This is a genomic window from Methanomassiliicoccaceae archaeon DOK, from assembly GCA_009911715.1.
Taxonomy (GTDB): domain Archaea; phylum Thermoplasmatota; class Thermoplasmata; order Methanomassiliicoccales; family Methanomethylophilaceae; genus Methanoprimaticola.
This window is the reverse complement of sequence record CP047880.1, coordinates 829,256-854,973: the sequence shown is the minus strand read 5'-3', so window position 1 is coordinate 854,973 and position 25,718 is coordinate 829,256. Positions and strand designations below refer to the sequence as shown.

Genomic DNA, 25,718 nt, shown 5'->3' with positions numbered 1-25,718 from the left:
CAACTGATAACTACATCCGAGGCATCGACGTCCCGGAACCGGAACCGGATGATGATTGACCGAGGCTGACCCGTGATGAGCCCTATGAGTTCTGACGGCGGTTCCACTCAGTCCGTGCTGGAGTAGTCTGACATCCCGGTGTAAAGCAGGAAGTCCGACAGCTTCATGCCGTCCTCCCACCTCATTATGTAGTTCCCGCTGCTGGACACGTCCAGCTTCGGCAGCCTCCTGTACAGGACCGAGTGCCTCCCCTTGTACTGGTGGTCCGTGGGGATGGTGAAGACCCTCCACGGATCGCCGCGGAACCCCTTCAGGCGGTAGGCGTAGATGGGCACCAGATGGCAGCGCTTGCACTCGCCGAGCATGGTGTCCGCCTGCTCCACCAGCCTCTGGCTCTTGCTGAAGTGCATGACGGGGTCCGACGAGCTCTTGACCTCGATGGGGAAGGAGAAGTCCCAGCGAAGCGCGACCAGGTCGACGCCCAGCGACCCGGCGGCGCGGATGACCAGGAAAGGCTCGAGAAGCATAGTGTTGTAGGCGGCGGTCTCCATGGCGTTGCACGTCTTGACCATCCTCTCCACGGCCCTCTTGTCGCCGGCCAGAAGAGCCTTCAGCTCGCGTTCATAGGTGTCGCCCGGTGCTGTCATCTTATCGGTCTTCGATTCCCGACACCGTATATAAACGGAATCGGGGGGGTGACCGAATACCCCCTGATCCGACCGAAAAACCCTGCCCATCACATCGGCCCCATCCGCCGTTTTTTAAAACCACAAGTCGATTAACACCCATGAATCCGAAATCCGTGGCAATAATAGTCGTTGTGGCGATTGCCGTTGCCGGCATAAGCTACGGCACATACCTAATGGATTCCGATGATAAGTTGGAAATGAGAGACTACCTGGTCGTTGGCGACTGGGTGGAGTACGACCATTTGGACTCGGGCTACGTCGATAGGTACACTGTGCAGAGCGTCCAGGCGGTGAACTACTACGAGATGAACGTTTCCGACGAGTACACCGTCTCCGTCTCATACGGGTTCCTCTTCACGATAGTAGACCCCAGTGATGAGAATGTCGAGTACCTGCGGTCCGAGACCGTGGACACGTTCCTGGGGAACATCGAGTGCGACGTCTACCTCACAACCGACTACTGGTCGGTTCTCGTATACTATGTGGAGCCGGACACCAACCTTGTCCTGATTGTCGATAGCACCGATTACGATGGGGACACCTACCGGACTGTCATGACCGGCACATCCGTGTTCGATCCCCTGGACCCGGAATTCGTGAAGATAGGGTTGGCTCCGCCTGAGGTCGGCAGCACGTACACCTACGAGCACCTGTATGATTACACCTCCGATGAGGGATTCATTTCCGGCAGTTGGACGACCACCATGACTGTGGATTCCGTCAATGAGGACGGAACTCTCAACTTGATCGACGGCGAGGAACCCGTCACCGTCGAACAGTTCGTGTCGGGACTCATGATGACCGAGGAGGACATCGTCGCTTCCACGCTCGTGGAATCGAAGGCTATCAGCACCCAGTGGGGTGTGATGATGTGCGACGTCTACGTGATGCCGTATCAGGACCCCGAGAGCGGCGACATCGGGGAGAGGACCTTCATCGTGGACCCCGACACGGGAATCGTCATCGATTCCTGGATCGAGATGCACGATGTCGAGTACAACGGAGATGTGTGGGAGGACTGCGAGTTGGAGGACAGACTCATCGACTGCGACCTGATCCTCGTTGCGGACTGACATCAAACACCGGACCAGTCCGGTGCTTCCCCCCCCCCCCGGTAGACCGGGGGCCCACCCTTCTGCATCAGAACGACGGTTGTTCTATCCCCTACGGATCCGCTATCGGTCCTGCTCGGTAACGGTCTACGAATGCGATGGCGGAGGTGTCGACGCCCATGGCCTTGAACACCACATCGACGATCCTGGTGCTGTGGACGATGTAGCTGGAGTGGTCGGCGCGACCCATTATAACCAGTTCCGCTCCGGGAACGGAGCCTGCGATGAACTCGGTGTCGCTCCTCTTCACGCAGTCCCTGCTGCCTGCGACCACCGTGACTGGGACATCTATCCTTGCCAGGTCCTCGGCGGATATGTCGGGCTCCGTGAGCATGAGACGGACCTTGGGGTCCTTCTTCCCCGGATCACCGATCCGGTCCAGGGCCATCTTGAGACCGCCGAGGGTCTCTGGTCTCGTGTTGGCGCCGCATGCGATGAGATGCGACAGGACGCCCGGGTTCTGTGAAGCGAACATCAGCCCGACGATCGCCCCGTCGCTGAACCCGCACACCGCGGGCCTCTCCAGCTTCAGCTTCCGGATGAACTCGGAGAGGTCGTCCACCATGTCCTGGTAGTGGTACTCCCTGACCGGGGAGCTCTCTCCGTGGCCGCGAGTATCCACGAGATAGACGGTGAAGACCTGCTCGAGGTAATCGACGGCACGGTCGAAGATCCTGTGGTCCTCCCCGTTGCCGTGGAGCATGATCAGGGCAGGGCCCTTCTTCCCGCGCACCTCGTAGTAGATGGAGACGCCGTTGGTCGTAACGCGCATGACCGCCCGATGCGGTGGTGGTATATAATTATGGTATACCTAAATTATCGATTGGATGAAAAAACGGAGGGGCTAACCCCTCCGGAAGAAGGTTCAAGGTTCCAGTCTGCTGGGGTCCCTGGGGAACAGGATGGCCTCGCGGATGTTGGGCAGGTCCAGCATCTTCACGAGGAACCTCTCGATGCCGATCCCCCATCCGCCGTGCGGAGGCATGCCGTACCTGAAGGCCTCTAGGTAGAACTCGAAGTCCTCGGGGTTCAGGCCCTTCTTCTCCATCCTCCTCACGAGCACGTCGTACCTGTGCTCCCTCTGTCCGCCGGAGGAGACCTCCTGGCCGCGGTAGTCCAGGTCGAAGCTGTAGGAGTAGGGTGTGCCGTCCTTCTCCATGATGTAGAAGGGCTTGGCCTCCTCGGGGTACTCGGCGATGAAGTACAGGTCGATCCCCTTCTGGCCCATGACGTCGCCGACGATCTTCTCCCCCTCGGTACCGAGGTCGTCGCCCTCGTTGAGCTTGAGCCCGGCGTCGTTGACCATCTTCAGGCACTCAGAGTACGTGAGGATGGGGTAGGGCCTGGCGGGGACGTTGATCTCCTTGCCGAGGATCTCGAGCTGCTTGGCCCCCCTCTCCTTCAGACCCCTGAGGACGTGGTCGACGATCCCCTCGATCATCGCCATGACGTCGTTCTGGTTCTGGATCCAGGACATCTCCCCGTCGAAGGAGATGAACTCCGTCACGTGGCGGTTGGTGTTGGACTGCTCGGCCCTGAAGGCGGGACCAATCTCGTACACCCTGTCGAGTCCGGTGGACATCAGGATCTGCTTGTACAGCTGGGGGGACTGGGCAAGGTAGGCGGGCCTGTCGAAGTACTGGACCCTGAACAGCTCGGCCCCTCCCTCGGCGCCGGCGGCCCCGATCTTGGGGGTGTACACGCGGGTGAACCCGTTCTCCCTGACGGCCTCCTCGATGAGGTCGACCATGATGGACTTGAGCTCGAAGATGGCCTTTATCTCGGGCTTGCGCACATCCATGAACCTGTGGTTGAGACGGGTGTCCATCTCGACGTTGACCTTGTCGATCACACCCATGGGGAGGGGCACGGCGGCCTCTCCGATGACCTCGGCGGAAGTGGGGATGAGCTCCAGGCCCAGGGCGGTCTGGTTGCTCTCCTTGACGTCGCCGGTGATGGAGACCACGGACTCCCTGGGGAGCTTGGTAAGCTTCTCGAAGAGCTCGGGGTCGATCTTCTTCTTGGGCATGGTGACCTGGAGGGTGCCGTGCCTGTCGCGGAGGGTCAGAAAGGAGATGCCTCCCAGGTTCCTGACGTCCTGGACCCACCCATGGACGGTGGCGGTGCCGTCGGAGACGGCGATGGTGCTTGAGTCCCTGATTGCTGTCATGCTTCCTCGGATGCGCGTGCCATATTTATGGGTAAGTGGGTCACACCGCGAAGATGCGCCATCGAATCCCGGTTTCCTCGTGGGCCTCGGTATGCTCCCATCGATGCAGAGTGCTGCATCATACCGCTCTCGACGTTAAATTGACCCCCGTCCGCCTGATCGTAAATGGCCTCCAATGCATCCAGCACATGGTCGAAATCTTCCTGATCAAGGGCGGATCTGATCCCCAGGGCATCGGTCATCCCCATGTATCCGTTCCGGTCGTAGAGGAGGATCGACATGTACTCGTCCAGTGCCGCATCGAGGTCCTCGAGACCGGTGATGAAGATGTCCAGGGCGTTGAAGGCTGACACTCCGTAGCTCATGAAATAGAACGGATTACCGAAGAGTTGACTGTAATAGTACCAGGGACTCCAACCCTCGGTCCCGTACTTGGACACGACCTCTGCGTACAGGGCTTCCAGATCCTCTTGTGTGTCGGGTCCCTCCGCGTACGCCCTGAGTTCGAACTCCGTGAAACACGAGGCCATAATCATGTTCGCGAGAAGATTGGACAGGACATCCGACCTGACAGCCTCCGTCTGACCGTCCAGCATCTGAGGGTCGAGGGCGAACAGCGCCTCCAGGCCCTGGGATTGCGACTCACTTATGTCGTAATCCCAATCCTTCGTGGGATTCATACAATAGTTGGCGGCGTGACCGAACTCGTGGACAAGTCCTCTGACGTCCAGGAATCCTCCGTACGGATAGGCGCAGATGTACGCGTACCTCGTATCGCTGTATAAATTTCCCCAGGTATACGTGTTGATAGGCTTCGTGGGCAGGTCATCGAAATCTATGAGATCGTTCTCGACCATGCAATCGTAGAGCCGACCGAACTCTTCCGAGATCGAGTGGAAGAACTGAGACACGTCATTGAACAGCTGTTGCGGACACCCGTAGTCGTATTCAGGCGGCTGATAGGTATCGAAGTACGAGTAGAATAGCGGAACCACCCTGTCGGCTACGGCGACCATGAACCCCGCGACGTCATCGGGACCGAAGTCACGGCAATTTTTCATCGTGAATCCGTATTCGGAGTAGTTCTCGTACCCCTGGAGTTCCGCGATGCGGTTGCGAACATCGATCAGTTCGAGGAATATCGCCGCCATGTTGTCAGGAGTGGATGGGGTGGTGTAGAACATGTCACAAAGTTCCAATTCGCGCTCCGACAGCTCGGCCAGCTCGGGAATGTCGGTGGCCGATGAGGACATGCTTTCAAACTTCATCTGTCCGAACACCGTGATCACGGCGGCTTCGACCTCGTCGGCATTCGGTCCGTCCAGCCCCCTCTGGACGACGTCATTCAGGGTCATGTCGAAAGAATTGATCACGGAGGAACATTCCATGAATTGGACGGAATAGGTCGACGGGTCACGGCTGTAATCCCACAACAAGATTCCATACCATACCTCGAGATCCCCGTATAGATCCCCTAAGGACTGGGTACACTCCATGATCTCGTCTCCGCAAGCATCATCAGACAGGATGGTGTCTATATAGGCCGCAAACAGCTCGTCCATCTCGGCCCGAGCCTCCTCGGCGTCGGGGTAGTCCCGCATATCGTCGGTGATCGGGTTGGGGAGGTAGTCGGGATCCGTGACGGTCGGAACGTGATCGTCGCCACCGAACATGACAAAGGATGCCAAGGCGCAGACGGCGATTGCCACCGCCGCCACAGCCATGATCTCCAGGTTCTTCCTCTACATGATGAGCGATTACGTCGCAGATGTTTAAGGAATACTGGTCAGCATCCGGGCCTCGTTACGCTCTGCCGAAAAGAGTGGATCAGTCGCATCCCTCGAACTGGGAGTCATACAGCATGCGGTAGAATCCGCCAGACCTCATCAGCTCCACATGCGTTCCAGACTCGACGATGCTCCCGTCGCGGATGACGAGTATGACATCGGCGTCCCTGACGGTGGAGAGCCTGTGAGCGATGACGAATGACGTCCTCCCGACCATCATGCGGTCCATGGCCTCCTGTATCCTCCTCTCGGTGCGGGTGTCGACCGAGCTGGTGGCCTCGTCCAGGATAATCATCGGGGCGTCCTTCACCATCGCCCTGGCAATCGCGAGCTGCTGCCTCTGCCCTGCAGAGAGCCCCGAGGCCTCCCCCACAACGGTGTCGAATCCTTCGGGGAGCGCGCGTATGTACTCCCCGATACCGACAGAGTCGCATGCCCTCTCCACGTCCTACCTGCTGGCCCCGCTTGTGAAGGCGACGTTCTCGTAGAACGTCCCGTCCGACAGCCAGGAGTCCTGAAGCACCATGGAGAACTGCTCCCTGACCTGCGCACGGGACAGGGATGTGGTCGGGACGCCGTCGATCAGTATCCCCCCAGAGTCCGGGTCGTAGAAGCGGACCAGGAGGTTGGCGATGGTGGTCTTCCCGGCCCCCGTCGGCCCGACGATGGCGACCTTGGACCCCGGCTCGACCGTGAGGCTGAATCCGTGGATGACCTCCCTGTCGGGGGTGTAGCCGAAGCGGACGTCACGGAACTCCACCCTGCCGCTGGCGCGTCCGATCGGCGGCCCTTCGGGGGACGGGGCCATCTCCTCCATCGACAGGATGCCGAAGACCCTCTCGGACGCAGAGGCGACGGACTGCATCCTGGCGACGATGTCCGCCATCTCGGCCACGGGCTGGTTGAACCTCTTGACGTAGACGATGAAGGCCACGATCACGCCGTATCCGATGCTGCCCTCCATGATCAGCACGGACCCCGCGACGCAGACCACGACGTAGGAGAGGTTGCTTATGAAGTTCATAAGTTGCGGCATCATGGCCGTGGCGACCCTCGCCCTGAATGAGGACGAGCGGAGCCTGTCGTTCACCTCTGCGAACCTCCTCTCGGCCCCCTCCGTGCCGTTGTATGTGCGGACGACGTCGTGGCCGTAGTATGTCTCCTCCACGATCCCGTTTATCAGGCCCAGGTCCCTCTGCTGGGCCACGAAGTACTTCTGGGAGCGGTGGGTGACCAGGTAGAGGATGGTGGCGCCCATGGCCGTCGGTACGACTGCGACCATCGCCAATCTCCAGTCGGTGTAGAGCATCATAGCCATGCCGCCGCAGATCATGCATACGGCGGAGACGGCCGTGCTGAGACTCTCGGCCGCTCCCGTGCGCACCGTGTCGGTGTCGTTGGTCATGCGGCTCATGAGGTCTCCGATGCTGTGTGACTCAAGATAGGAGAGCGGCAGCCTGTCGAACTTTGCCGAAAGGTCCCTGCGCATCCTGTCGCCGATCCTCTCGGATGCCACCCCTATGATCCTCGTCTCGCCCACGGACAGAAGGAAGCTGGCCGCGTACATCACCACGAGGACGACCCCCAGCCGCGATATGTAGTCCATGTCCACCGGCGTGGAACCGAGGATGCTTCCCGATATGCTGTCGGTGATGCTGGCGAGGAGCTGCGGTCCGACCAGGGAGAGCACGGTGGCGGCGAGGGCGCACAGCATTCCCGCGTAGAGCGAGCGCCTGTCCCTGCCCATGTAGACCAGCAGACCCGTCATGGCGGCCCTGAGGTCACGGGGCTTGTCCTGCCTGGCCCATCTGGGCCCGTTACCTCCGGGCATCGCACGCCTCCATCTGGGACTCTGCTATCTCGCGGTACAGGGGGCATGACTCCAGGAGCTCGTCGTGGGTCCCGATGCCCACCACGCGCCCGGAATCCAGGACCACGATCCTGTCGGCGTCCATTATCGTCCCCACCCTCTGGGCGACCACTATCCTGGTTGCCCCCGAGGTCTCCCTGCCCAGGGCGTCCCTGACGTCCCTGTCGGTCCTGTAGTCAAGTGCCGAGAACGTGTCGTCGAACAGGTATATCCTGGGGCCTCTGCATACGGCGCGGGCTATCGCCAGGCGCTGCCTCTGCCCGCCGGAGAGGCTCCATCCGTGCTGGGCGAGGTCCGTGTCGAGACCGTCCGGAAGCCCTGAGACGAATTCCCAGAGTTGTGAAACCCTCAGCGCCATCTCGACGTCCGCATCATCCCTGCTGTCCGAGACACCGCCGTAGTTAACGTTGTCCCTCACAGTTCCCGAGAACACCACGGCGGTCTGCGGCACGTAGCCGATGCGCGAGTTGAGATCCTCGAACGTGTACGAGCGGACGTCGGCGCCGTCGACGAGGACCGACCCCGATGTGACGTCGTATAGCCTGGGGATCAGCGACAGCAGCGTGCTCTTCCCGCTGGCGGTGGGGCCTATCACCGCGACGGTCTCCCCGGGTTCGGCGACGAAGGACACCCCTGAAAGAACCTCCCTGTCAGTGCCAGGGTACCTGAACGTTACATCCCGGAACTCCACGCGGCCCAGGGCCTCTGTGGCCACGGGCGCATCGGGATCGCGCACGGACGGGACGTGGTCTATGACCTCGCAGATGCGTCTGCTGGAGACCATGAACCTTGGCAGACCCCTGATGATCCCGGAGGCCATCATGACCGCGGAGATGATCTGGGTGGCGTAGGATGTGAAGACGATCATGTCCGAGAACAGGGACATCTGCTCCCCGGGTCCTGCGGCCGACTGGATGATCCCAGCCCCGACCCAGTATATCGCCAGCGTCAGGAAGTTCATCATCGAGGACGCCAGGGCGTGCATCGGCGCCATGACCCTCACGAGCGTGATGCTGTTGTCCAGCAGCCTCCCGCTGGCCTCGGTGAGCCTCGCCTGCTGGCGTGACTCGGCGTTGTACGCACGGATCCCCCTGGCCCCCTCGAGACCCTCGCGGGTCATCTTGTTCACCGAGTCGACATGCCTCTGCATGCTGCGCATGTAGGGCATCCCGCGGTAGAGCATCACGGAGAACGCGGCCAGCAGGACGATCATGGCGATGACGGTGACCGATGTCCACTGGAAGGAGCTGCTGCTGATCTTCCAGACGGCCATGATCCCTATCATCGGGGCCTTCACGACCATGTTGATGGCCCTGGGCAGGAACTGCTGGATCTGATAGACGTCGTTGGTGGACCTGGTGATCAGGCTGGACGCTGAGAATCCATCCACGTCCTGCCTGGAGAATGCGCCAACGCTAGAGAACAGCAGCCTGCGGAGGGTGTGGCAGAGGTCGGTGGAGACCCTGGCTGCGAGGACCGCGGTGCAGGCGGCGAGCAGAAGGCTCAGCAGGGCGCAAACTACCATCGCCGCCCCGTCGCGGGCGATCACGTCTGTTGCGGTTCCTGCCTGCAGGTGGTCGGTGATGACCCCCATGTACTCCGGGATGCGTAGGTCGAGGTACACCTGCCCGGCGATAAGGAAGACGCAGATGGCCAGCATCAGCCGGCCACGCCAGGAGAGGTGCCTCAGTATCATTCTGCATTACTAACGCCCCTGCTGCTCTTAACGATGACGAGAGTTGGAGGAATCGACGGCATCGGAGGGAAATGCCTTTAACCTGGAGTTTGATTCAAGTCGTATGCATGGAAAGATCCTCGTGGCGTACTTCTCCGCATCGGGGGAGACCAGACACCTTGCAAAGACCCTAAGCAAAGCGATAGACGCCGACCTGTACGAGATCGAGGCCGATCCCGCGTACAGCACAGCCGACCTGGACTGGACCAACAAGAGGAGTCGCAGCTCCCTCGAGCACGCGGACCCCGGCATCAGACCCAAGATCGCAAAACCCGTGGATGGCATGGACGCATACGACGCCGTGCTCGTAGGATACCCGATATGGTGGGGCGACGCTCCGAAGATCATCAGGACATTCCTGGAGTCGTACGACTTCTCCGGAAAGACCGTGGTCACCTTCGCTACCTCCGGCGGTTCCGTGTCGGGCAGTGACGGGTCGAAGCTGCACGGATGCTGCTCCGATGAGACCTCTTGGAAGAAGGGCAGGCTCTGGAGCCCAAACGCGAAGGCGGATGAGCTCAGAGAATGGGTCGAGAGCCTAGACCTCTAACCGGATTGTCTGATAAAGAACAGAATCGGAGACTCTCATACGAAATAATTGGCATAACGAATAATTCCCCGGCGGGAACATCCGCCGGGGTCAAGTTTTCACTGTTTCTTGCCCTGGTTGGCGACAGCGTTCATCTTTGCGGCCACGGCATCCTGGTCGCCGAGGTATCTCTTGGATACGACGTTGAGGTCCCTGTCGAACTCGTAGACGAGCGGCACGCCCGTGGGGATGTTGACACCGACGATCTCTTCCTCCGACATGCCGTCGAACTCCTTGACCAGCGCCCTCAGTGAGTTGCCGTGGGCGGCTATGAGCACCCTCTCGCCGGCAAGCATCCTGGGCTTGATCTCCTGCTCGAAGTAAGGGACGGCCCTGGCGACGGTCTCCTTCAGGGACTCGGTGAGCGGGAGACACTCCCTCGGGACGGTCCTGAACATCTCCTGGTTGGCGGGGTTGCGATCGTCCGAGGGCTCAAGCTCCGGTGGCGGAGTGGCGTAGGACCTCCTCCAGATCTTGACCTGCTCCTCTCCGAACTTCTGGGCGGTCTCGGACTTGTTGAGTCCCTGGAGAGCACCGTAGTGGCGCTCGTTGAGCTGCCAAGCCTTGACGACGGGCAGCCACTCCCTGTCCATCTCCTCCAGGGCGAGGTTGAGAGTGTGGATCGCCCTCTTGAGGAACGACGTGTAGCAGACGTCGAAGTCCAGTCCCTCATCGCTCATGAGCCTCCCCGCGGCCCTGGCCTCCTCCCTGCCCTTGTCGGACAGGTCGACGTCGGTCCACCCGGTGAAGAGGTTCTCTTTGTTCCAGACGCTCTCCCCGTGGCGGAGGAGAACCAGCCTCATGGTGTCTGTCATTTGAATCGACCCCGCATCCCCCGCATCGCAAATAACTTTTCAGGGCAGATCCCTGAACTGGACGGCCTTGCAGCGGTCTCCGATGACCGAAACCAGGTCGGATGAGGCTATCCAGACGGTGCACGTGTTGTCGTTCGGGTGTATCCCCATGACCGAGTCCCGGAAGTACGAGTCGATGGTGACGGTCACACGCCTCCCCGGGTCATTGAGGACACCGAACGGCGTGACCGAGCCCTTGCGAAGCCTGAGGAACTCCCACAGGTCGGACTCCGAGGCCATGCTCAGCGGCCTGGACCCGAGCACATCCCTGAGGGCCTTGAGGTCGACCTTCCTGTCCTCCCGAGACACCACCAGATGGTAGTCCCTCTTCTTGTCGTCGCGGAGGAACAGGTTCTTCGCTATGTGCTCCGGATCCGGCATGTCCAGTGCCAGCATCTCGTCGATCGTGAACACAGGGACGTGGTGCATCTCCTCGAACCCTATCCCCCTGTCCCTCAGAAGGGCCAGGACCGCTTCCATGTCGTACTCCGGAGAATCGTCCATGGGCTCTGATGGCACTGCCCGTATTTGATAGCTTTAAGTCGGACCCGCGGATTCGGTGGCATGCCTTTCAGGTACGCGGAGCTGGAGGATGCCATAGTCGACGGGGTCAGGAGAGCGGTCGAAGGGAGGAGGGTTGCCGTCGCCTTCTCCGGCGGATTGGACTCGGGGCTCGCCGCCTGCCTGTCGGATCGCTACGCAGAATCGGTGACGCTTTACACGTGCGGGTCCGACGGATCCTTCGACGTGCTCGCAGCCGAGGAGCTCTCGGAGACCATCGGGCTGCCGTGGGTCCACGTCAGGATCTCGGAGGACGACGTCGAGGACACAATCAGGAGGTTGATCTCGGCCACCGGCACCGACGACCCCTTCACCATCTCCTACGAGCTCCAGCTCTTCACCGTGTGCGAAAGAGCCCCCGAGCCGGTGGTCGTCTCGGGCCAGGGTGCCGACGAGTACTTCATGGGATGCGCCAAGTACGTAGGATGCACGGACGGGGACTACGATGCCTACGTCAAGGACGGCGTGAGGAGGCTCATGGATGTCTCCGTCCCCTGCGAGCTCGCCATAGCCAGGCACTTCGGCAAGACCCTGTACTACCCGTACCTGGACGATGACGTGGTCGGTTGCGTCCGCAGGATAGACCCAGCCGAGCTCAGGCCGGCCGACATGGACTCCCGCAAGAAGGTGCTGAAGGAGGTCGCCACGGACCTCGGATACCCCTTCCTGGCCCACAGGACTAAGAAGTCGTCCCAGTACGGGTCGGGGACGACGGACATCGTACGCGCCCTTGCGAAGCGCAGGGGGCTGATGTACAACCGCTACATCCAGAGCCTTTATGAAGAGGTGTTCCCGCCATCCGAGGGCGACTGAGTGCGCCGTCCGCTTCGGCTTCTCCGATTGACGGCACCACATTCTTTATTATGCCACCCCCCTTAAGGGGTCAGCATAAGCAATAGGTGTAATCATGCCTGCCGAGAAAGTCACAGTTTCAGTCATCAAGGCCGACGTCGGTTCCGTCGTCGGACACTCGAGGCCCCACCCCTCGATGCTTGAGGCCAGCAAGGAGATCTTGACCGACGCCCAGAAACAGGGCATCATCGAGGACTTCTACGTCACCCGCGTCGGCGACGACATCAACCTCTACATGACACACTACAAGGGCGAGGGCAACAAGGACGTCCACGGCGCTGCCTGGGAGTGCTTCCAGAAGGCCGCCAAGATCGCCAAGTCCATGAAGCTCTACGCCGCCGGACAGGACATCCTGACCGACGCGTTCTCCGGCAACGTCAAGGGAGCCGGACCCGGCTCCGCCGAGATGTCCTTCGAGGAGAGGGGATCCGAGCCCCTGCTGTTCTTCATGGCGGACAAGACCGAGCCCTCCGCGTACTCCCTGCCCCTGAGCAGGATCTTCCTCGACCCGTTCACCACCACCGGACTGGTCGTCGACGCCAGGGCCAAGAAGGGATTCGACGTCGAGATCCAGGACGTCATCGGACACAAGAGGGTCACCATGTCCTCCCCCGAGGAGACGCTCAGCATCCTGAGCCTCCTGGGTGACACATCCAGGTACGCGATCAAGAGGATCAACTCCAGGAGCGGAATCGGACCCGCATGCGTCGTGTCCACCGACAAGCTCAACCTCACAGCCGGAAAGTACATCGGAAAGGACGACCCCGTGTGCATCTGCCGCGCCCAGTCCGGACTCCCCTCCGTGGGCGAGTACCTCCAGCCCTTCATGAACACCACCTTCCTCGTCGCCGGATGGATGAGGGGATCCCACTACGGTGCGTTCTACCCCTGCTCCCCCGAGGACTCCGACCCCGTCTACTTCGACGGACCCCCAAGAATCTGCTGCCTCGGATTCCAGCTGAACGAGGGCAAGCTCCAGGGACTCGAGCCCATGGGCGCCAAGGGCGGAGAGCACATCCCCGTGGATTTCTTCGGCAACGACACATGGAACGAGGCCAGGAGGAACTCCATCAGGGCGAGCAAGTTCATCAGGAGCCAGGGCCCGTTCATGCCCTCCATCCTCGGACCCGAGGAGATGGAGTACACCTCCAGGCCCGAAGTCCTGAAGGAGCTCACAGAGAGGTTCGAGGACCTTGAGTGAATTCCGCCCCCCGAAGATCATCGTCAACTTCAAGGTCTACGCCGAGGTCGAAGGCACGAGGGCCCTCACCCTGGCGAAGATCTGCCAGAAGGTCTCCAAGGAGTCCGGGGTGGAGATAGCGGTGTGCCCGCCGGTCATCGGACTGGCGCTGGTCGCCCACACCCTGGACATCCCGGTGTACTCGCAGAACGTCGACCCGCTCAAGCCTGGATCCGGGACCGGGTTCGTGACCCCCTCCATGCTCCACTCCACGGACGTGAGGGGGACGCTGGTCAACCACTCCGAACACAGGCAGCCCGCGGAGCAGGTGAAGACCTGCATCGACATGTGCAAGTACCTGAGCCTGGACGTCTGCGCATGCGCCGAGTCCGTGGACAAGGCGAAGGAACTGGCCGCGTTCGCGCCGCAGATGATCGCCGTGGAACCCCCAGAGCTGATCGGAGGGGACGTGTCGGTCACGACCGCCAACCCCAGGATCGTCTCGGACACCGTCGACGCCGTCCACTCAGTGAACGGCGACGTCGCCGTGCTTTGCGGAGCCGGCGTCAAGACGGGCGAGGACGTCAGGACCGCCCTGGATCTCGGTGCCAGGGGCGTTCTGCTCGCATCCGGTGTCGTCAAGGCCAAGGATCCCGAGGCCGTGCTCAGAGACCTCATAAAGTACATCTGAGGAAACATCTTCACCCCCTCAGGGGGTGCCTCCGTTTTTCTGCTTCTTTGATGGACGCAAGTCTGAATGTCCGATGAAACGTATTTCGGAAAGGACTGAAAAGACAGACCGTGAATTTCCGTTTTCGAATTTATTGATTTTCGGGGAATGCAACCAAATCAACTCCGATTGCTTCGAGAATTGAGAAGGCTCAAGTCCATTCGGACGGAGAGCCATCGACATCCACATCACGATTGGCGCTCCGTCGTCATGATTTATTACCCCTCCAGACAGATTCTGAATTATGGTTTGCATCTGCTCGTGCGGCAAGGAGTACGGATTCGAACCATTGGGATACTGGTTCTGTCCGTCATGCTGGAGATTGAACTACACGGGAGCACCGATAGACGCCGCATCGACACCCGTGGTGGAGCCTGACTCCGCGGATGAGATGTATCGCTCGGACACGGATTTCGAGAGGGAGGCCAACGCCGGCGCGCACTCCAACCCCGGATCCTGGAAGTCCTGGTACGCCGTCGGAATTGCATACGCCCGCAGACTGAACCTCTTTCAGACGGGAATCTTCTGGACATGCGCCCTGTGCCTGATTGAGGACAACCGCGTTGCCGAGTCGTTCGTCTCCAGGACACAGAGGATGTTCGTCGAGATTATGATCGGCAACCGCATCCGCGGACGCAAATTCAATACGCCTCACCTCACATCCATGGAGTACCACTGCATGATGCGCTTCCCCGAGAGGAAGACCGGATACTGCCATGAGCTTGCGGATATGCTCTACAATGCCTCATCGGGCCTGAGGACCGATTTCCGCTTCAGCATGGTCAACCTGTGCTCAAGGATACGCATCTCTGGTCTGCCCGTGCATCCGGACCTCATCTACTGCAGGGAATGCCTGGGACGCATTGTGGAGGATGTCGACCGCTTCTGCTTCGAATCAGGGGAGAAGAGATCCCGTCTGAGGCGCGCTGTCCCAAAGCGTCATTTCGAGCTGTCGCTCTGGCTTACGATGCCTTACAGGGTCGCCCTCACCGACACTGAACGGGTGATCTCCGACACCAGCGAATCCGAGGTCAGGAGGCTTGGTTCCATCCAGCCCGCCGACGGGTCGGCCGGTTTCGTCAACCATCTTCTCAACGCGATACGCAAGGGCGGTGAACTGGCACTGATCAGGGTGGAGCGCAAGAGGGACGAGGAGAGGGTCATGGAGCTGGAGGACGGGGTCATGGATGAGATCAGGCTCTACCTCGACGAGTACATAGCGGGGAGCCAGGACACTGTCCCCGAGAACAGGGTCATGCTGGCCCCTCCGGAGCCGCCAGAGCTTCACTGGCTCAGAAGGTGACCCCTCCGATATATGGCCTTCTGGTCTTAGTCTGTTATTTGGAGTTAACTTTAAATCCAATGCTGATAACTGATGCTCAGCAACAGAAGGTGCCCTCATGGAAGGAATCGGAAAAGGAATAGGGAAACTGGGATTCGGGCTCATGCGTCTCCCCACCCTCGAGGGAGGAGCCATAGACATTGAGCAGACCAAGAAGATGGTCGACATGTTCATGGACGCAGGGTTCACATACTTCGACACCGCGTGGGCATACGCAGGGAGCGAGGACGCCATCCGCCAGGCGCTCGTCGAACGCTACCCCAGGGACAGCTACCAGCTGGCGACCAAGAACGCCGCCTGGATCAACTGCAGCACCCGCGAGGAGGCGATCGGGCAGTTCGAGACGTCCCTGAAGCAGACCGGTGCCGGATACTTCGACTTCTACCTCCTCCACAACCTGGGCGAGAGCCGCACCAGGTTTTTCGACGACTACGACATGTGGTCCTTCGTCCGCGACATGAAGGCCCAGGGGAAGATCAAACACATAGGATTCTCCGCCCACTGCCGCGCAGACGAGCTGGAGCAGATCCTGGATGCGCACCCGGAGGCTGAGTTCGTGCAGCTGCAGATCAACTACGCCGATTGGGAGAGCCCGTCGATCGAATCCAGGAAGTGCTACGAGGTCGCCAGGAGCCACAACGTCCCGGTCATAATCATGGAGCCTGTCAAAGGCGGGATGCTCGCAAGCCCTCCTGACAAGGTGAGGGAGATCTTCGAGAGAGCCGAACCAGGGTCCTCCCCTGCGTCCTGGGCCCTGAGATTCGCTGCCGACCTCGAAGGCGTGATAACCGTCCTCTCGGGGATGAGCAACGTCCAGCAGATGGAGGAGAACATCCGCATCATGAAGGGATTCGAGGGACTCTCCGACTCCCAGAGGAAGGTAATCGACGATGCCAGGAAGATGATCGAGACCTACCCGGTGATCCCCTGTACAAGCTGCGAGTACTGTTCCAAGGTCTGCCCCAAGAACATCGGGATCTCGGGGACGTTCTACGCCGAGAACCTGCTTGTCCTCTACGGCAACCTCCAGGCCGCCGTTGGCCAGGAGGGATGGCTCGTGGGAGGCCATGGGAAGGCGAGGGCCACGGAGTGCATCAAGTGCGGTAAGTGCGAGGACGCGTGCCCGCAGCACATCGCCATCAGGGAGATGCTGGAAAAGTCCATATCCGACCTCAAGCTCGCTTGAAAACCCCTTCACCAAACCTTTTAGTTTTACCTAAATTCTGGTATCTAACGGCGTTTAATATAGTTTCACGCCGTTAATAGGTTGAGGTCAACAACATGGACAGCGAAAACGACTGCCGGTTCAGAATGCCCCTGATCAACGACGACGCACCCGCCTTCAAGGCGGTCACCACTCAGGGGGAGATCAGCTTCCCCGAGGACTACAAGGGGAAATGGGTCATCCTGTTCTCCCATCCCGCCGACTTCACCCCCGTATGCACGACCGAGTTCATGACGTTCGCGTCGATGATCGACGAGTTCAAGGCCCTGAACACCGAGCTCATCGGACTCTCGGTGGACTCGCTGTACGCCCACATCGCCTGGCTCAGGAAGATCCAGGAGCTAGAGTGGAACGGCATCAGCAAGCCCGAGGTCACGTTCCCGCTCATCGAGGACATCAAGATGGACGTCGCCAGGAAGTACGGCATGATCCAGCCCGGAGCATCCACAACCCAGGCCGTGAGATCCGTCTTCTTCATCGACCCCAAGGGGAAGATAAGGGCGATCATCTACTACCCGCTCTCGCTCGGAAGGAACTTCGACGAGATCAAGAGGGTCATCCTCGCCCTGCAGAAGGCCGACTCCGACAACTGCGCCACTCCCGCCAACTGGAGGCCCGGAGACGACGTCATCGTTCCCACAGCCGGATCCTGCGGGACCGCGAAGGAGCGTGTGGAGTCCAAGGACCCCGACATGTACTGCCTCGATTGGTTCATGTGCTTCAGGAAACAGAAGAAGGACTGAGACTCGAACCAACGATCAAACGGGCCGGGCCTTCGGGCCCGCGCCCATCTTCCTGAAACCGCGGTCCGCCAACAGGTACGCCATGAGACCGCCCACCATAGAACCGAAGACGACGGCCCAGTAGATCCAGTAAAGCGACACCATCGCCCCGGCCGCGTACATGATTATGAAGACTATGTTCCTGACGAACGACATCGCCAGGGACCAGTTCGGAAGCGTCAGGGCCTGGAGCATGCTGGAGCCCAGGGGTATGAAGCAGTAGAACGGGATGCAGAGGGCATAGATCCTCAGAGCCTCGGCCATCTCGCCCCGCAGGTACTCGGTTCCGTCCGAGTACGTGAACGGATAGATGAACGGGTCGGGAATTATGAACAGCAGCGCCGTGAGGAGCAGCACCATCCAGGCCGAGAACCTGATCGAGTAGCGGTAGGCATCCCTCATCCTCTGCATGTCCCCGCGGCCGTACGCAGCAGAGGCGACGGGCACCAGAGCGGAGCCAACCGCGTAGGCTGGCAGCAGGGCGATATTCACCACCATGCTCGGAACCGAGTAGACCGCCAGGCCCTCGGACCCGGCGCACCATATCACGAGATAGTTCAGAACCAGGTTCATGGCGTACATCACCGTGTACTCAGCCATCTGAGGGACCCCGGCCCTCAGAACGGTCCTCATCTTCCCGGAATCCGGGCGGAGGTCGGAGCGATGCAGCTTGATGTAGCTGGACTCGCGATAGTAGTACAGCCCTATGAGCGTCGACACGGTGGTCGCTAGGACCGTGGCCACGGACGCGCCGGCGATGCCCATGTCCAGACCGTAGATGAGGATCGGGTCCAGGACTATGTTCGCCAAGGCGAGGACCACCATCATAACGGTCGACATCCTGGCGGCCCCCTCGCCCCTGATGAGTCCCGCCACCGCGCCGTTCAGGATGAAGACGGGGGTACCGACCATTATCCAGATCATGTAGTCATAGGAGATGCCGGTCACATCACCGGATCCCACAGCGACAAGAATGTCGCGGCAGAGAAGCACGAGGACGGGTGTGAGGACAAGCCCGAACACAAGGGAGAACAGGAGGGTCTGGGCGGTCCCCTTGGAGGCCTCCCTCCTGGAGCCGGCGCCAATGTACCTGGAGACCACGGCTGCGCCTCCGACGCCGAGCCCGGTGCCCAGGCCGGTTATGACCTCGTACAGGGGTGCGCAGATGGCGGTGGCGGCGAGGGCGTCGGTGCCCAGGCCCGAGCACCAAGCCCTGTCCGCCAGGGCGTTGACCTGAATGACCAGGAGCGCTATCAGAAGGGGGACAGTCATCGTCCTGATGGCCTTCCTGGGGTCGCCCAGCAGCATGGACACGTTCCCTTCCGCCGACATGCCAGCAGTATCGACGTCCTCCGAGTTATAGCCTCGGAGGGTTCATATAGTTGAATACTTGTTCATCTGTTCAAATGTGATGACCATGAAAGCGGTATTCAAGCTCGAAGGGTTGGACTGCGCCAACTGCGCAGCGAAGATTGAGAACGATGTGCAGAAGATCCCTGGCGTCCAGGAGGCCAGCGTGGCGTTCATGACGCAGAAGATGACCATAGTCGCCGAGGAAGACAGGATGGACACCATCGTCGAAGAGGCCACCCGCATCGCGAAGAAGGTCGAGGGCGACGTCAAGGTTGTAAGACTCAAGTGAAGGCGATAACTTGAACGTCTTCGCATGCAGGATGGCGGTCGGGGGTGCGCTTTTCGCCGTCGGACTCGCGCTGCATTACATATTGGACGCGGACGCAATCGTCCAGCTGGCCGTCCTCCTGCCCGCATACCTCATCGTCGGGTACGACGTCCTCCTCAAGGCCGCTCGCAACATCAGCCACGGTCAGGTGTTCGACGAGAACTTCCTCATGACCGTCGCCACTCTCGGTGCGTTCCTCATATCGGCCCTGCCTGGCGTCACCGAGGTCATGTTCCCCGAGGCCGTCGCCGTGATGCTGTTCTTCCAGATCGGGGAGTGGTTCGAGAGGCGCGCGGTGGGCAAGACCCGCAAGTCCATCTCCGATCTCATGAACATCCAGCCAGAGGTCGCTCATGTCCTCAGGGACGGTTCGATGGAGACCGTGGACCCCGAGGAGGTCTCCGTAGGGGACAGGATCGTCGTCCTGCCAGGTGAGAAGATCCCTCTGGACGGCAGGGTCGTCGATGGGACATCGACCCTGGACACACGCGCACTGACAGGCGAGTCCATGCCACGCGACGTGTTCCCGGGCGCCGATGTCGTTTCAGGGACAATCAACATCTCATCCAAACTGACCGTGGAGGTCCAGAAGGAGTACGAGGACTCCACAGCCGCCAAGGTGCTGGAGCTCGTGGAGGAGTCGGTGTCCAGGAAGGCCCCCACCGAGAAGTTCATCACCAGGTTCGCGAGGTACTACACGCCTGCTGTCGTCGGTGCGGCGCTGGTCATAGCCGTCGTCCCCGGCCTGGCGCTCGGCGACTGGGTGACATGGGTCTACAGGGCGCTCACGTTCCTTGTCGTCTCCTGTCCCTGCGCCCTCGTCATCTCAGTGCCCCTCAGCTACTTCTGCGGCATCGGCGCCGCGTCGAAGCTGGGCATCCTCGTCAAGGGCGGCAACTACCTCGAGGCGCTATCCAAGGCGGACACGGTCGTGTTCGACAAGACCGGAACCCTCACCGAGGGCAGGTTCGAGGTCTCCAGGGTCCACTCCCTGGAGATGGCGGACGAGGAGCTCCTGAGGACGGCCGCACAGGCCGAGTCCGTGTCCAACCACCCCATATCCAAGTCGATCCTCCGCACCCAGGTCGGTGGATTCAGCGTCTCGGAGGTCGAGACCGCCGAGGAGATCCCCGGCAAGGGCGTCAGGGCCGTCATCCACGGCAGGACGGTCCATGTCGGCAACCAAAGACTGATGAACGACGTCGGCGCGGAGTACTGCACCGAGGAGGTCGCCGGAACCAACGTCCACGTCGCGGTCGACGGCCGCTACATGGGCCACATCGTCGTCTCCGACGTCGTCAAGGCCGACGCGGAGGAGGCAATCTCGGCGCTGAAAGCGGCGGGGGTCAGGAGGACGGTCATGCTCTCCGGCGACTCGGCGAGGATCTGCACCGACGTGGGAACCAGGCTCGGGATAGACGACATCCGCTACGAGCTCCTGCCCGCAGACAAGACCGACGCGCTGGAGAGGACGATGGCGGACTGCCCCCGCGGATCCACCGTGGTCTACGTGGGTGACGGGATCAACGACGCCCCCTCCCTCGCGATGGCGGACGTCGGCATCGCCATGGGCGGACTGGGGTCGGATGCTGCGATAGAGGCGGCAGACATCGTGATCATGGACGACGCCCCGTCGAAGGTGCCCACCTGCATAGGGCTGTCGAAGAGGGTCAACCGCATCGTGGTCCAGAACATCGTCTTCGCACTGGGCGTGAAGTTCGTACTCCTGGCCCTGACCCTGTTCGGCTACACCAACATGTGGGTCGCCGTCTTCGGTGACGTCGGCGTGTCCATAATCGCCATCCTGAACGCCATGAGATGCATGAACGTCTCGAGGTACCAGCCGAAGGAGGAAGCCCCCGCAGGCGTCCCCTCGGAGGCCTGAGCGGTCATTCGAAACACCATCTGGAAACTCCTTACATGTCCGGGTGCGCGAGCCTCCGATATGCTTAACCGCGCACCCGACAATCTCGTCTCATGGATGCACTCAGAAGATCTCTAGTGATTCTCTTGGCGGTCACGGCCGTCATCTGCATTGTGCCCATGACATCCGACGCTTCGGACGCGTCAGGCGAGATGGACGGGCTCATGCTGTACGAGGTGAATCCCTATGACAACGAGGGGGTCTCAGTCTACAATTACGGTGACTCCCCCGTCGATCTCAGGGACTACCTCATATCTGACAACTCCGACCTTGGCAGCAGGGAGGGGTACATAAGTTTCACCGAATCGATCACTGTTGAACCCGACTCATTCGTCGTGATAGCGACGAGCAGTGGCGAACCCAACAGCTTCGTCAACAGAGACGGAGTGGAGGTGTATTACACAGGAACCCATGGTATTGTAAAATCCACTAATTTTGCCCTAAACAACGACGGTGACGATGTCTACCTTTTCAAGGACGACACGATCGTCGACGCCTTTTGCTACGGAAAAGTATTGATTGAGGATCCTGACCTGTGGGCTAGTGACGTGTCCTTCGACGACAAGAACGACACGATCTTCCAGAGGCACGGAACATACGACACCGACAGTGAGGAGGACTGGTTCTACTACGTCCACGGTCAGACGCAGGAGGGTTTCAACCCCGATCTGAAGTTCGATGCCACGGTCACACCGTTCCTGTTCCCGGACAGCGGAGGGATACCCGTTTACGATGCGGTCGAATCGGCCACTGAATCCCTCTACATCAATGTCTACATCCTGTCCAACAAGAACATCTGCGGCCTGATATACGAGAAGCTAACCGAGAATCCGGAACTGGACGTCGACATCCTCATCGAGGGAACGCCGGTGGACGGAGATGAGGCAGTAGCCGACTGCGCCCCTACCCTTCTGGCCCTCGTCGATGCAGGTGCCGATGTGAGGATGATCGGCATGGGCGACTCGGCCCGCTATATCCAGGACCACGCCAAGTACGCCATCATAGACATGAACACGGTTGTTGTGACATCCGAGAACTGGACCACTGCAAATCTGAACGGCTCAATCGACTACAACGTCTATTCGGGTAACGATGGCAACCGCGGATGGGGTGCTGTGATCGAAAGCCAAGAATACGCTGACTACATGTACGGGATCTTCCAGAACGACTTCAGCATGTCATACGGAGACGTCACCCTTCTCAAGGACGAGTTCCCTAACGCCAAGGTGTCCATACCCTGGTATGACGGCCACGGCGATGCAGACTTCGACAGTTACCAGGCCCAGATCACACCTATTCTGTCTAACGACAACTCCTTCGACTTCACGGAGTACTTCATCGATTATGCGAAGGAGAGGCTGTACGCAGAACAGCAGAGCCTGAATGGTACATATCAGGAGATGGGTCCCGAATCTCCGCTCGGGATGATGGCAAGCAAGGCAAACGAAGGAGTGGACTGCAGACTGATCTTCGGAACCGGAGTTGATAATTACAACACGGTCGAGAAGAACATCAACGGGAAGAGCCTGATAATGGCCGGAGTGCTGACCACACCTTACGTGCACAACAAGGGAATCGTCTCAGATGACGTGGCCATCGTGTCGTCAGTCAACTGGACTCCATCATCGTTCTTCAACAACAGGGAAGTCGCGGTTGCGATATACTCTCAGGACATAGCAGACTACTTCGCCCAGGCGTTCATGAACGACTTCAACCAATGCTATGACTATGACGGATTCAAGGTCGACATCTCCGAGATCAAGTCCTCATATGAATCAGGAGAGACTGCTACTTTCACGGTGACGGTATCACCCGAAGGGGAGTACGAGTACCTGTGGGACTTCGGTGACGGAAAGGATCCTGTACCAACGAAAATCCCCCGCATAGCATACGAAATGATAGCATCCGGTGACGGAGAATCCAGGGTTCTGACAGTCACCGTCACCAACGCTGATGGGGATCACATCACTGTAACGAAGACGTATTTCGTCGGTACCGAATCCACAGTGGATCCACCGGAGCCGGAGGAGCCCACCGTTCCAGACAATCCCGGAGAGACGGTGGATCAGGACGATGGACTCGGCGACATCGGCCAGCTCATCTCCGACAACCTCTACATCCTGATACCCCTGATCGTGATCATCCTCGGAGCCATCGCCGCCGTCGGCAGGTCGGGCAAGAAGAGGTCCTCCAAGAAGAGGAAGTGATCCCACGTTCTACGTCAGGAAAGCGACGGCGGATGATGCCGGCGGCATCTTCGCCGTCATAAACCTCAACCTCGACGAGTACTTCGCCCCCGAGAGCATCTGGTTCTTCCTGAACCAGTGGCCAGAGGGGCAGTTCGTCGCTGAATCGGTCACCGGCGGCATAGTCGGGGCGCTTTGCGGCGCCAGGCTGGACATGGGCCGTGCGACCGTCTCCCTGCTCGCCGTGGACTCCTCCGTCAGGGGACACGGCGCGGGGACATCCCTCCTGAGCGCTCTCAGGCGCGTCTGCGTGATGGAGGGCATCGGGACCATCCAGCTGGAGGTCAGGACCGGGAACGCGCAGGCGATAGAGTTCTACAAGCGCCACGGGTTCGTCATCACCGAGAGCCTGCCGCACTACTACAACGACGGCGGCGACGGCTACCGCATGGTCTCCGCCACCTACGGCGGCGGCATCAGTCCTTCTTGAGCAGGATGTAGACCACGATCGCCCCGACGAGGACGATGACCGCAGCGAGAGCGATGTTGAGAGCGTTCTCGGACAGCACGCTGCCGTCGGAATCGTCGATACCCTCCGGGGACGTGGTCGACAGGAAGTACTGCCCGGTCCCGTCCGCGAGGAAGGTGATCTCCCCGTACGACCTGTCGGTGATCTCCATCGCGACGACATCGCCCGTCTCCTCGTCCACATGGTAGACGTAGCATCCGGTGTCCGACCCCAGGGAGCAGGACACCGTCACCTCTATACTCATCGAGGAGAGGACAGCCTCGTCGATCCCGATGACGTCCAGGTTGTAGGCACCCAGCGAGCTGGCCCCGGACACCTCCCTGAGGCCGATGAGGAACATGTCCCCGCCCATGTACAGGGACTCCGGCGCTGTTATGGTGACCTCCCTGTCACCGTTCTCGAGAAGCACCGATATGCGGCTGATGTATACCGTGCTGTCCGTCCGCAGGATGACCGTGTCGTCGTCCGACGCCATGACATCGATCCTGCCGTCCGCAGGACTGACGTTGATGCAGTACGCGACGAAGCCGTCGCCGATGGGCTCGTTCCCGGCGATGGTGCCGCCCTCCCTCTTCTCGATTACGCCGCTGTTGTACACATCACCGTCGTTCTGGAGCAGTCCGACGAGGAATATGTGCCCGGTGGTCACGAGGCATCCGCCCTGGGACACGGTGAAGGTTGATCCCGAGCTGATGGTCATCTGCGCGTTCACGTAGAGATACTGGCCGACGTTGACGGTCAGGTCGGTGGCAGACGCCCAGACCCCCTCATCCCCGTAGACGGGCTGTCTTGAAGAGGAGCCCGAGACGTAGCAGTCGGTGCTCATGGCCTTCGTCCTCGGGGTGCCGCCGACCGTGTAGGTGGTGAACTGGTACACGTTGCCCTGGGACCTGTTGGAGGTCATGAAGCACGTGTCCGGGCTCAGGGGCATGTCGCCTGCGTCTATCTCCACGTTGGTTGATGCGGTGGACTGAGCGACGTCACCGTTCCAGAGCCTGGAGGGGATGTCCAGGATGCCCGCCCCTATGATGGCCTGGCGGACCTCGACGGAGTCGTCCACATGAACGTGGACGTCGCCCTGGACGTAGAAGGTGTTCAGGTCCGACAGGTAAGTGTTGCTCCCGTTCTCGGTGTCGGCGCCGATGCAGAAGTAGTCGACCGCGCCGCTGCGGAAGTCGTATGAAAGCGATCCGACGACGGACTTCTCGTTCGTCATGTACCCGACATGGCCTCCCCTCAGCTCCACGCTGACCGATGCGTACCTTCCGTTGGACCCCGTCGTGAGCATCCTGTCGATGACCATGCCCTCGCCGATCGTGATGTCGAGGGAGTCGGCGGAGACCATGTCCTCCGTCGGGATGAGGTCGCCTATGCTGCCAGAGACGAGATCCAGCTCCACTGTGCCCAGGGGGCCGAACATGAGCGTGTAGGAGTTCTCCAGCTGGGATTCCAGGGAGTAAGGCACTGTCAGGACCCTGAGGTCGGAGAGCGACCCGCCGTACATCTCGAAGGTCACGTCGACCGGGGACACCCCGTCGACGACGTCGGTCTGCACCAGGGTCAGGTTCCCCAGGGTGCCCCCGACCATGACGACGGTGAACCCTTCTGACAACTCGGACAGACGTGCCAGGCTGGGACTGGAGCCCTGCGAGACGGACTCCACCTCCCACTCGTAACTGACCCCGCCGTCGGAGCCCTGCACGGGGACCTTGGTGGCAATGTACACCGAGGAGCGCGTGCCCTCGTAGACAATGACGTCTGCGTAGCCGTACTCGTCGACCAGGTCCTGGTCCACCGAGGGAGCCTCGGAAACGGGCATGGATGCCACGGCGGCCATGACGGCGACGGTGACGGCGAAGAATGCCAGAAGCGTCCAGCCTCCCCGGTGCGTCATGGTGCCGTCATCGGGGTCAACGATTA

The 25,718-nt window shown here is 60.3% G+C and carries 21 protein-coding genes and 1 pseudogene; 12 read left to right on the top strand and 10 right to left on the bottom strand.

Translation table 11 applies throughout. From position 1 onward, the window contains the following. Positions 1-107: 107 nt before the first annotated feature. Positions 108-647, bottom strand: a complete 540-nt coding sequence (locus JS82_04335) for a Holliday junction resolvase (GenBank protein QHK17368.1) — start codon at positions 645-647, stop codon at positions 108-110. Between the two features lie 140 nt (positions 648-787). Between JS82_04335 and JS82_04330 the strand changes: the two genes are divergently transcribed. Further along, positions 788-1,762, top strand: coding sequence for a hypothetical protein (locus JS82_04330; protein ID QHK17367.1), 975 nt, complete (start codon positions 788-790; stop codon positions 1,760-1,762). Positions 1,763-1,853: 91 nt separating this feature from the next. Here JS82_04330 and JS82_04325 read toward each other — a convergent pair whose 3' ends face one another. The 5 genes and pseudogenes from JS82_04325 to JS82_04305 all read right to left on the bottom strand — a co-directional run bounded on the left by JS82_04325 (position 1,854) and on the right by JS82_04305 (position 9,324). After that, a complete protein-coding gene (locus JS82_04325; protein ID QHK17366.1) occupies positions 1,854-2,573 on the bottom strand; it encodes an alpha/beta fold hydrolase in 720 nt (239 codons plus the stop codon). A 93-nt stretch (positions 2,574-2,666) separates the two neighbouring features. Next, a complete protein-coding gene (gene aspS / locus JS82_04320) occupies positions 2,667-3,971 on the bottom strand; it encodes an aspartate--tRNA(Asn) ligase (GenBank protein ID QHK17365.1) in 1,305 nt (434 codons plus the stop codon). Continuing rightward, positions 3,968-5,644 carry a hypothetical protein gene (locus tag JS82_04315; protein QHK17364.1) on the bottom strand — a complete coding sequence of 559 codons (1,677 nt, stop codon included), beginning with the start codon at positions 5,642-5,644 and terminating at the stop codon, positions 3,968-3,970. The genes aspS and JS82_04315 overlap by 4 nt, the downstream gene beginning before the upstream one ends. A gap of 154 nt (positions 5,645-5,798) precedes the next feature. Continuing rightward, positions 5,799-7,589, bottom strand: a pseudogene (locus JS82_04310) (ATP-binding cassette domain-containing protein). Then, on the bottom strand, positions 7,576-9,324 hold the full coding sequence (locus JS82_04305; protein ID QHK17363.1) for an ATP-binding cassette domain-containing protein: 1,749 nt from the start codon (positions 9,322-9,324) through the stop codon (positions 7,576-7,578). The pseudogene JS82_04310 and the gene JS82_04305 overlap by 14 nt, the downstream one beginning before the upstream one ends. 103 nt (positions 9,325-9,427) lie before the next feature. Here JS82_04305 and JS82_04300 point away from each other — a divergent pair, with 103 nt between their 5' ends. Beyond that, complete coding sequence (locus JS82_04300) at positions 9,428-9,913, top strand: flavodoxin (protein ID QHK17362.1); 486 nt, start codon at positions 9,428-9,430, stop codon at positions 9,911-9,913. A 98-nt stretch (positions 9,914-10,011) separates the two neighbouring features. On the opposite strand, the gene gpmA is transcribed toward JS82_04300, so the two are convergent. Together gpmA and JS82_04290 are read right to left on the bottom strand one after the other, a co-directional pair. Further along, positions 10,012-10,755, bottom strand: coding sequence for a 2,3-diphosphoglycerate-dependent phosphoglycerate mutase (gpmA, locus tag JS82_04295; protein QHK18405.1), 744 nt, complete (start codon positions 10,753-10,755; stop codon positions 10,012-10,014). A 51-nt stretch (positions 10,756-10,806) separates the two neighbouring features. Next, entirely contained in the window at positions 10,807-11,286 is a 480-nt protein-coding gene (locus tag JS82_04290; protein ID QHK18404.1) for a prolyl-tRNA synthetase associated domain-containing protein, read from the bottom strand. An 84-nt stretch (positions 11,287-11,370) separates the two neighbouring features. Here JS82_04290 and JS82_04285 point away from each other — a divergent pair, with 84 nt between their 5' ends. The 6 genes from JS82_04285 (at position 11,371) to JS82_04260 (ending at position 17,439) form a co-directional block, all read left to right on the top strand. Continuing rightward, positions 11,371-12,180 (top strand): asparagine synthase, encoded by an 810-nt coding sequence (locus JS82_04285; GenBank protein ID QHK17361.1) that lies wholly within the window; start codon positions 11,371-11,373, stop codon positions 12,178-12,180. A 94-nt stretch (positions 12,181-12,274) separates the two neighbouring features. Further along, positions 12,275-13,420, top strand: coding sequence for a fructose 1,6-bisphosphatase (locus JS82_04280; protein ID QHK17360.1), 1,146 nt, complete (start codon positions 12,275-12,277; stop codon positions 13,418-13,420). A gap of 16 nt (positions 13,421-13,436) precedes the next feature. Then, complete coding sequence (tpiA, locus tag JS82_04275) at positions 13,437-14,090, top strand: triose-phosphate isomerase (protein QHK18403.1); 654 nt, start codon at positions 13,437-13,439, stop codon at positions 14,088-14,090. 283 nt (positions 14,091-14,373) lie between these two features. Further along, complete coding sequence (locus JS82_04270; protein ID QHK17359.1) at positions 14,374-15,432, top strand: hypothetical protein; 1,059 nt, start codon at positions 14,374-14,376, stop codon at positions 15,430-15,432. A 97-nt stretch (positions 15,433-15,529) separates the two neighbouring features. Further along, positions 15,530-16,657 carry a 4Fe-4S dicluster domain-containing protein gene (locus JS82_04265; GenBank protein QHK17358.1) on the top strand — a complete coding sequence of 376 codons (1,128 nt, stop codon included), beginning with the start codon at positions 15,530-15,532 and terminating at the stop codon, positions 16,655-16,657. Positions 16,658-16,752: 95 nt separating this feature from the next. Beyond that, positions 16,753-17,439: a peroxiredoxin gene (locus JS82_04260; GenBank protein ID QHK17357.1), complete on the top strand. Its 687-nt coding sequence runs from the start codon at positions 16,753-16,755 to the stop codon at positions 17,437-17,439. A gap of 15 nt (positions 17,440-17,454) precedes the next feature. On the opposite strand, the gene JS82_04255 is transcribed toward JS82_04260, so the two are convergent. Continuing rightward, positions 17,455-18,810, bottom strand: a complete 1,356-nt coding sequence (locus JS82_04255) for an MATE family efflux transporter (GenBank protein ID QHK17356.1) — start codon at positions 18,808-18,810, stop codon at positions 17,455-17,457. 85 nt (positions 18,811-18,895) lie between these two features. Between JS82_04255 and JS82_04250 the strand changes: the two genes are divergently transcribed. The 4 genes from JS82_04250 to JS82_04235 all read left to right on the top strand — a co-directional run bounded on the left by JS82_04250 (position 18,896) and on the right by JS82_04235 (position 23,759). Next, entirely contained in the window at positions 18,896-19,120 is a 225-nt protein-coding gene (locus JS82_04250; protein QHK18402.1) for a heavy-metal-associated domain-containing protein, read from the top strand. 31 nt (positions 19,121-19,151) lie between these two features. Further along, positions 19,152-21,044 (top strand): cadmium-translocating P-type ATPase, encoded by a 1,893-nt coding sequence (gene cadA / locus JS82_04245; GenBank protein QHK18401.1) that lies wholly within the window; start codon positions 19,152-19,154, stop codon positions 21,042-21,044. 158 nt (positions 21,045-21,202) lie between these two features. Further along, a complete protein-coding gene (locus JS82_04240; protein ID QHK17355.1) occupies positions 21,203-23,290 on the top strand; it encodes a hypothetical protein in 2,088 nt (695 codons plus the stop codon). Positions 23,291-23,336: 46 nt separating this feature from the next. Beyond that, on the top strand, positions 23,337-23,759 hold the full coding sequence (locus tag JS82_04235) for a GNAT family N-acetyltransferase (GenBank protein ID QHK18400.1): 423 nt from the start codon (positions 23,337-23,339) through the stop codon (positions 23,757-23,759). Here JS82_04235 and JS82_04230 read toward each other — a convergent pair. Then, a complete protein-coding gene (locus JS82_04230; protein ID QHK17354.1) occupies positions 23,746-25,692 on the bottom strand; it encodes a hypothetical protein in 1,947 nt (648 codons plus the stop codon). The genes JS82_04235 and JS82_04230 overlap by 14 nt on opposite strands. Between the last annotated feature and the right edge of the window lie 26 nt (positions 25,693-25,718).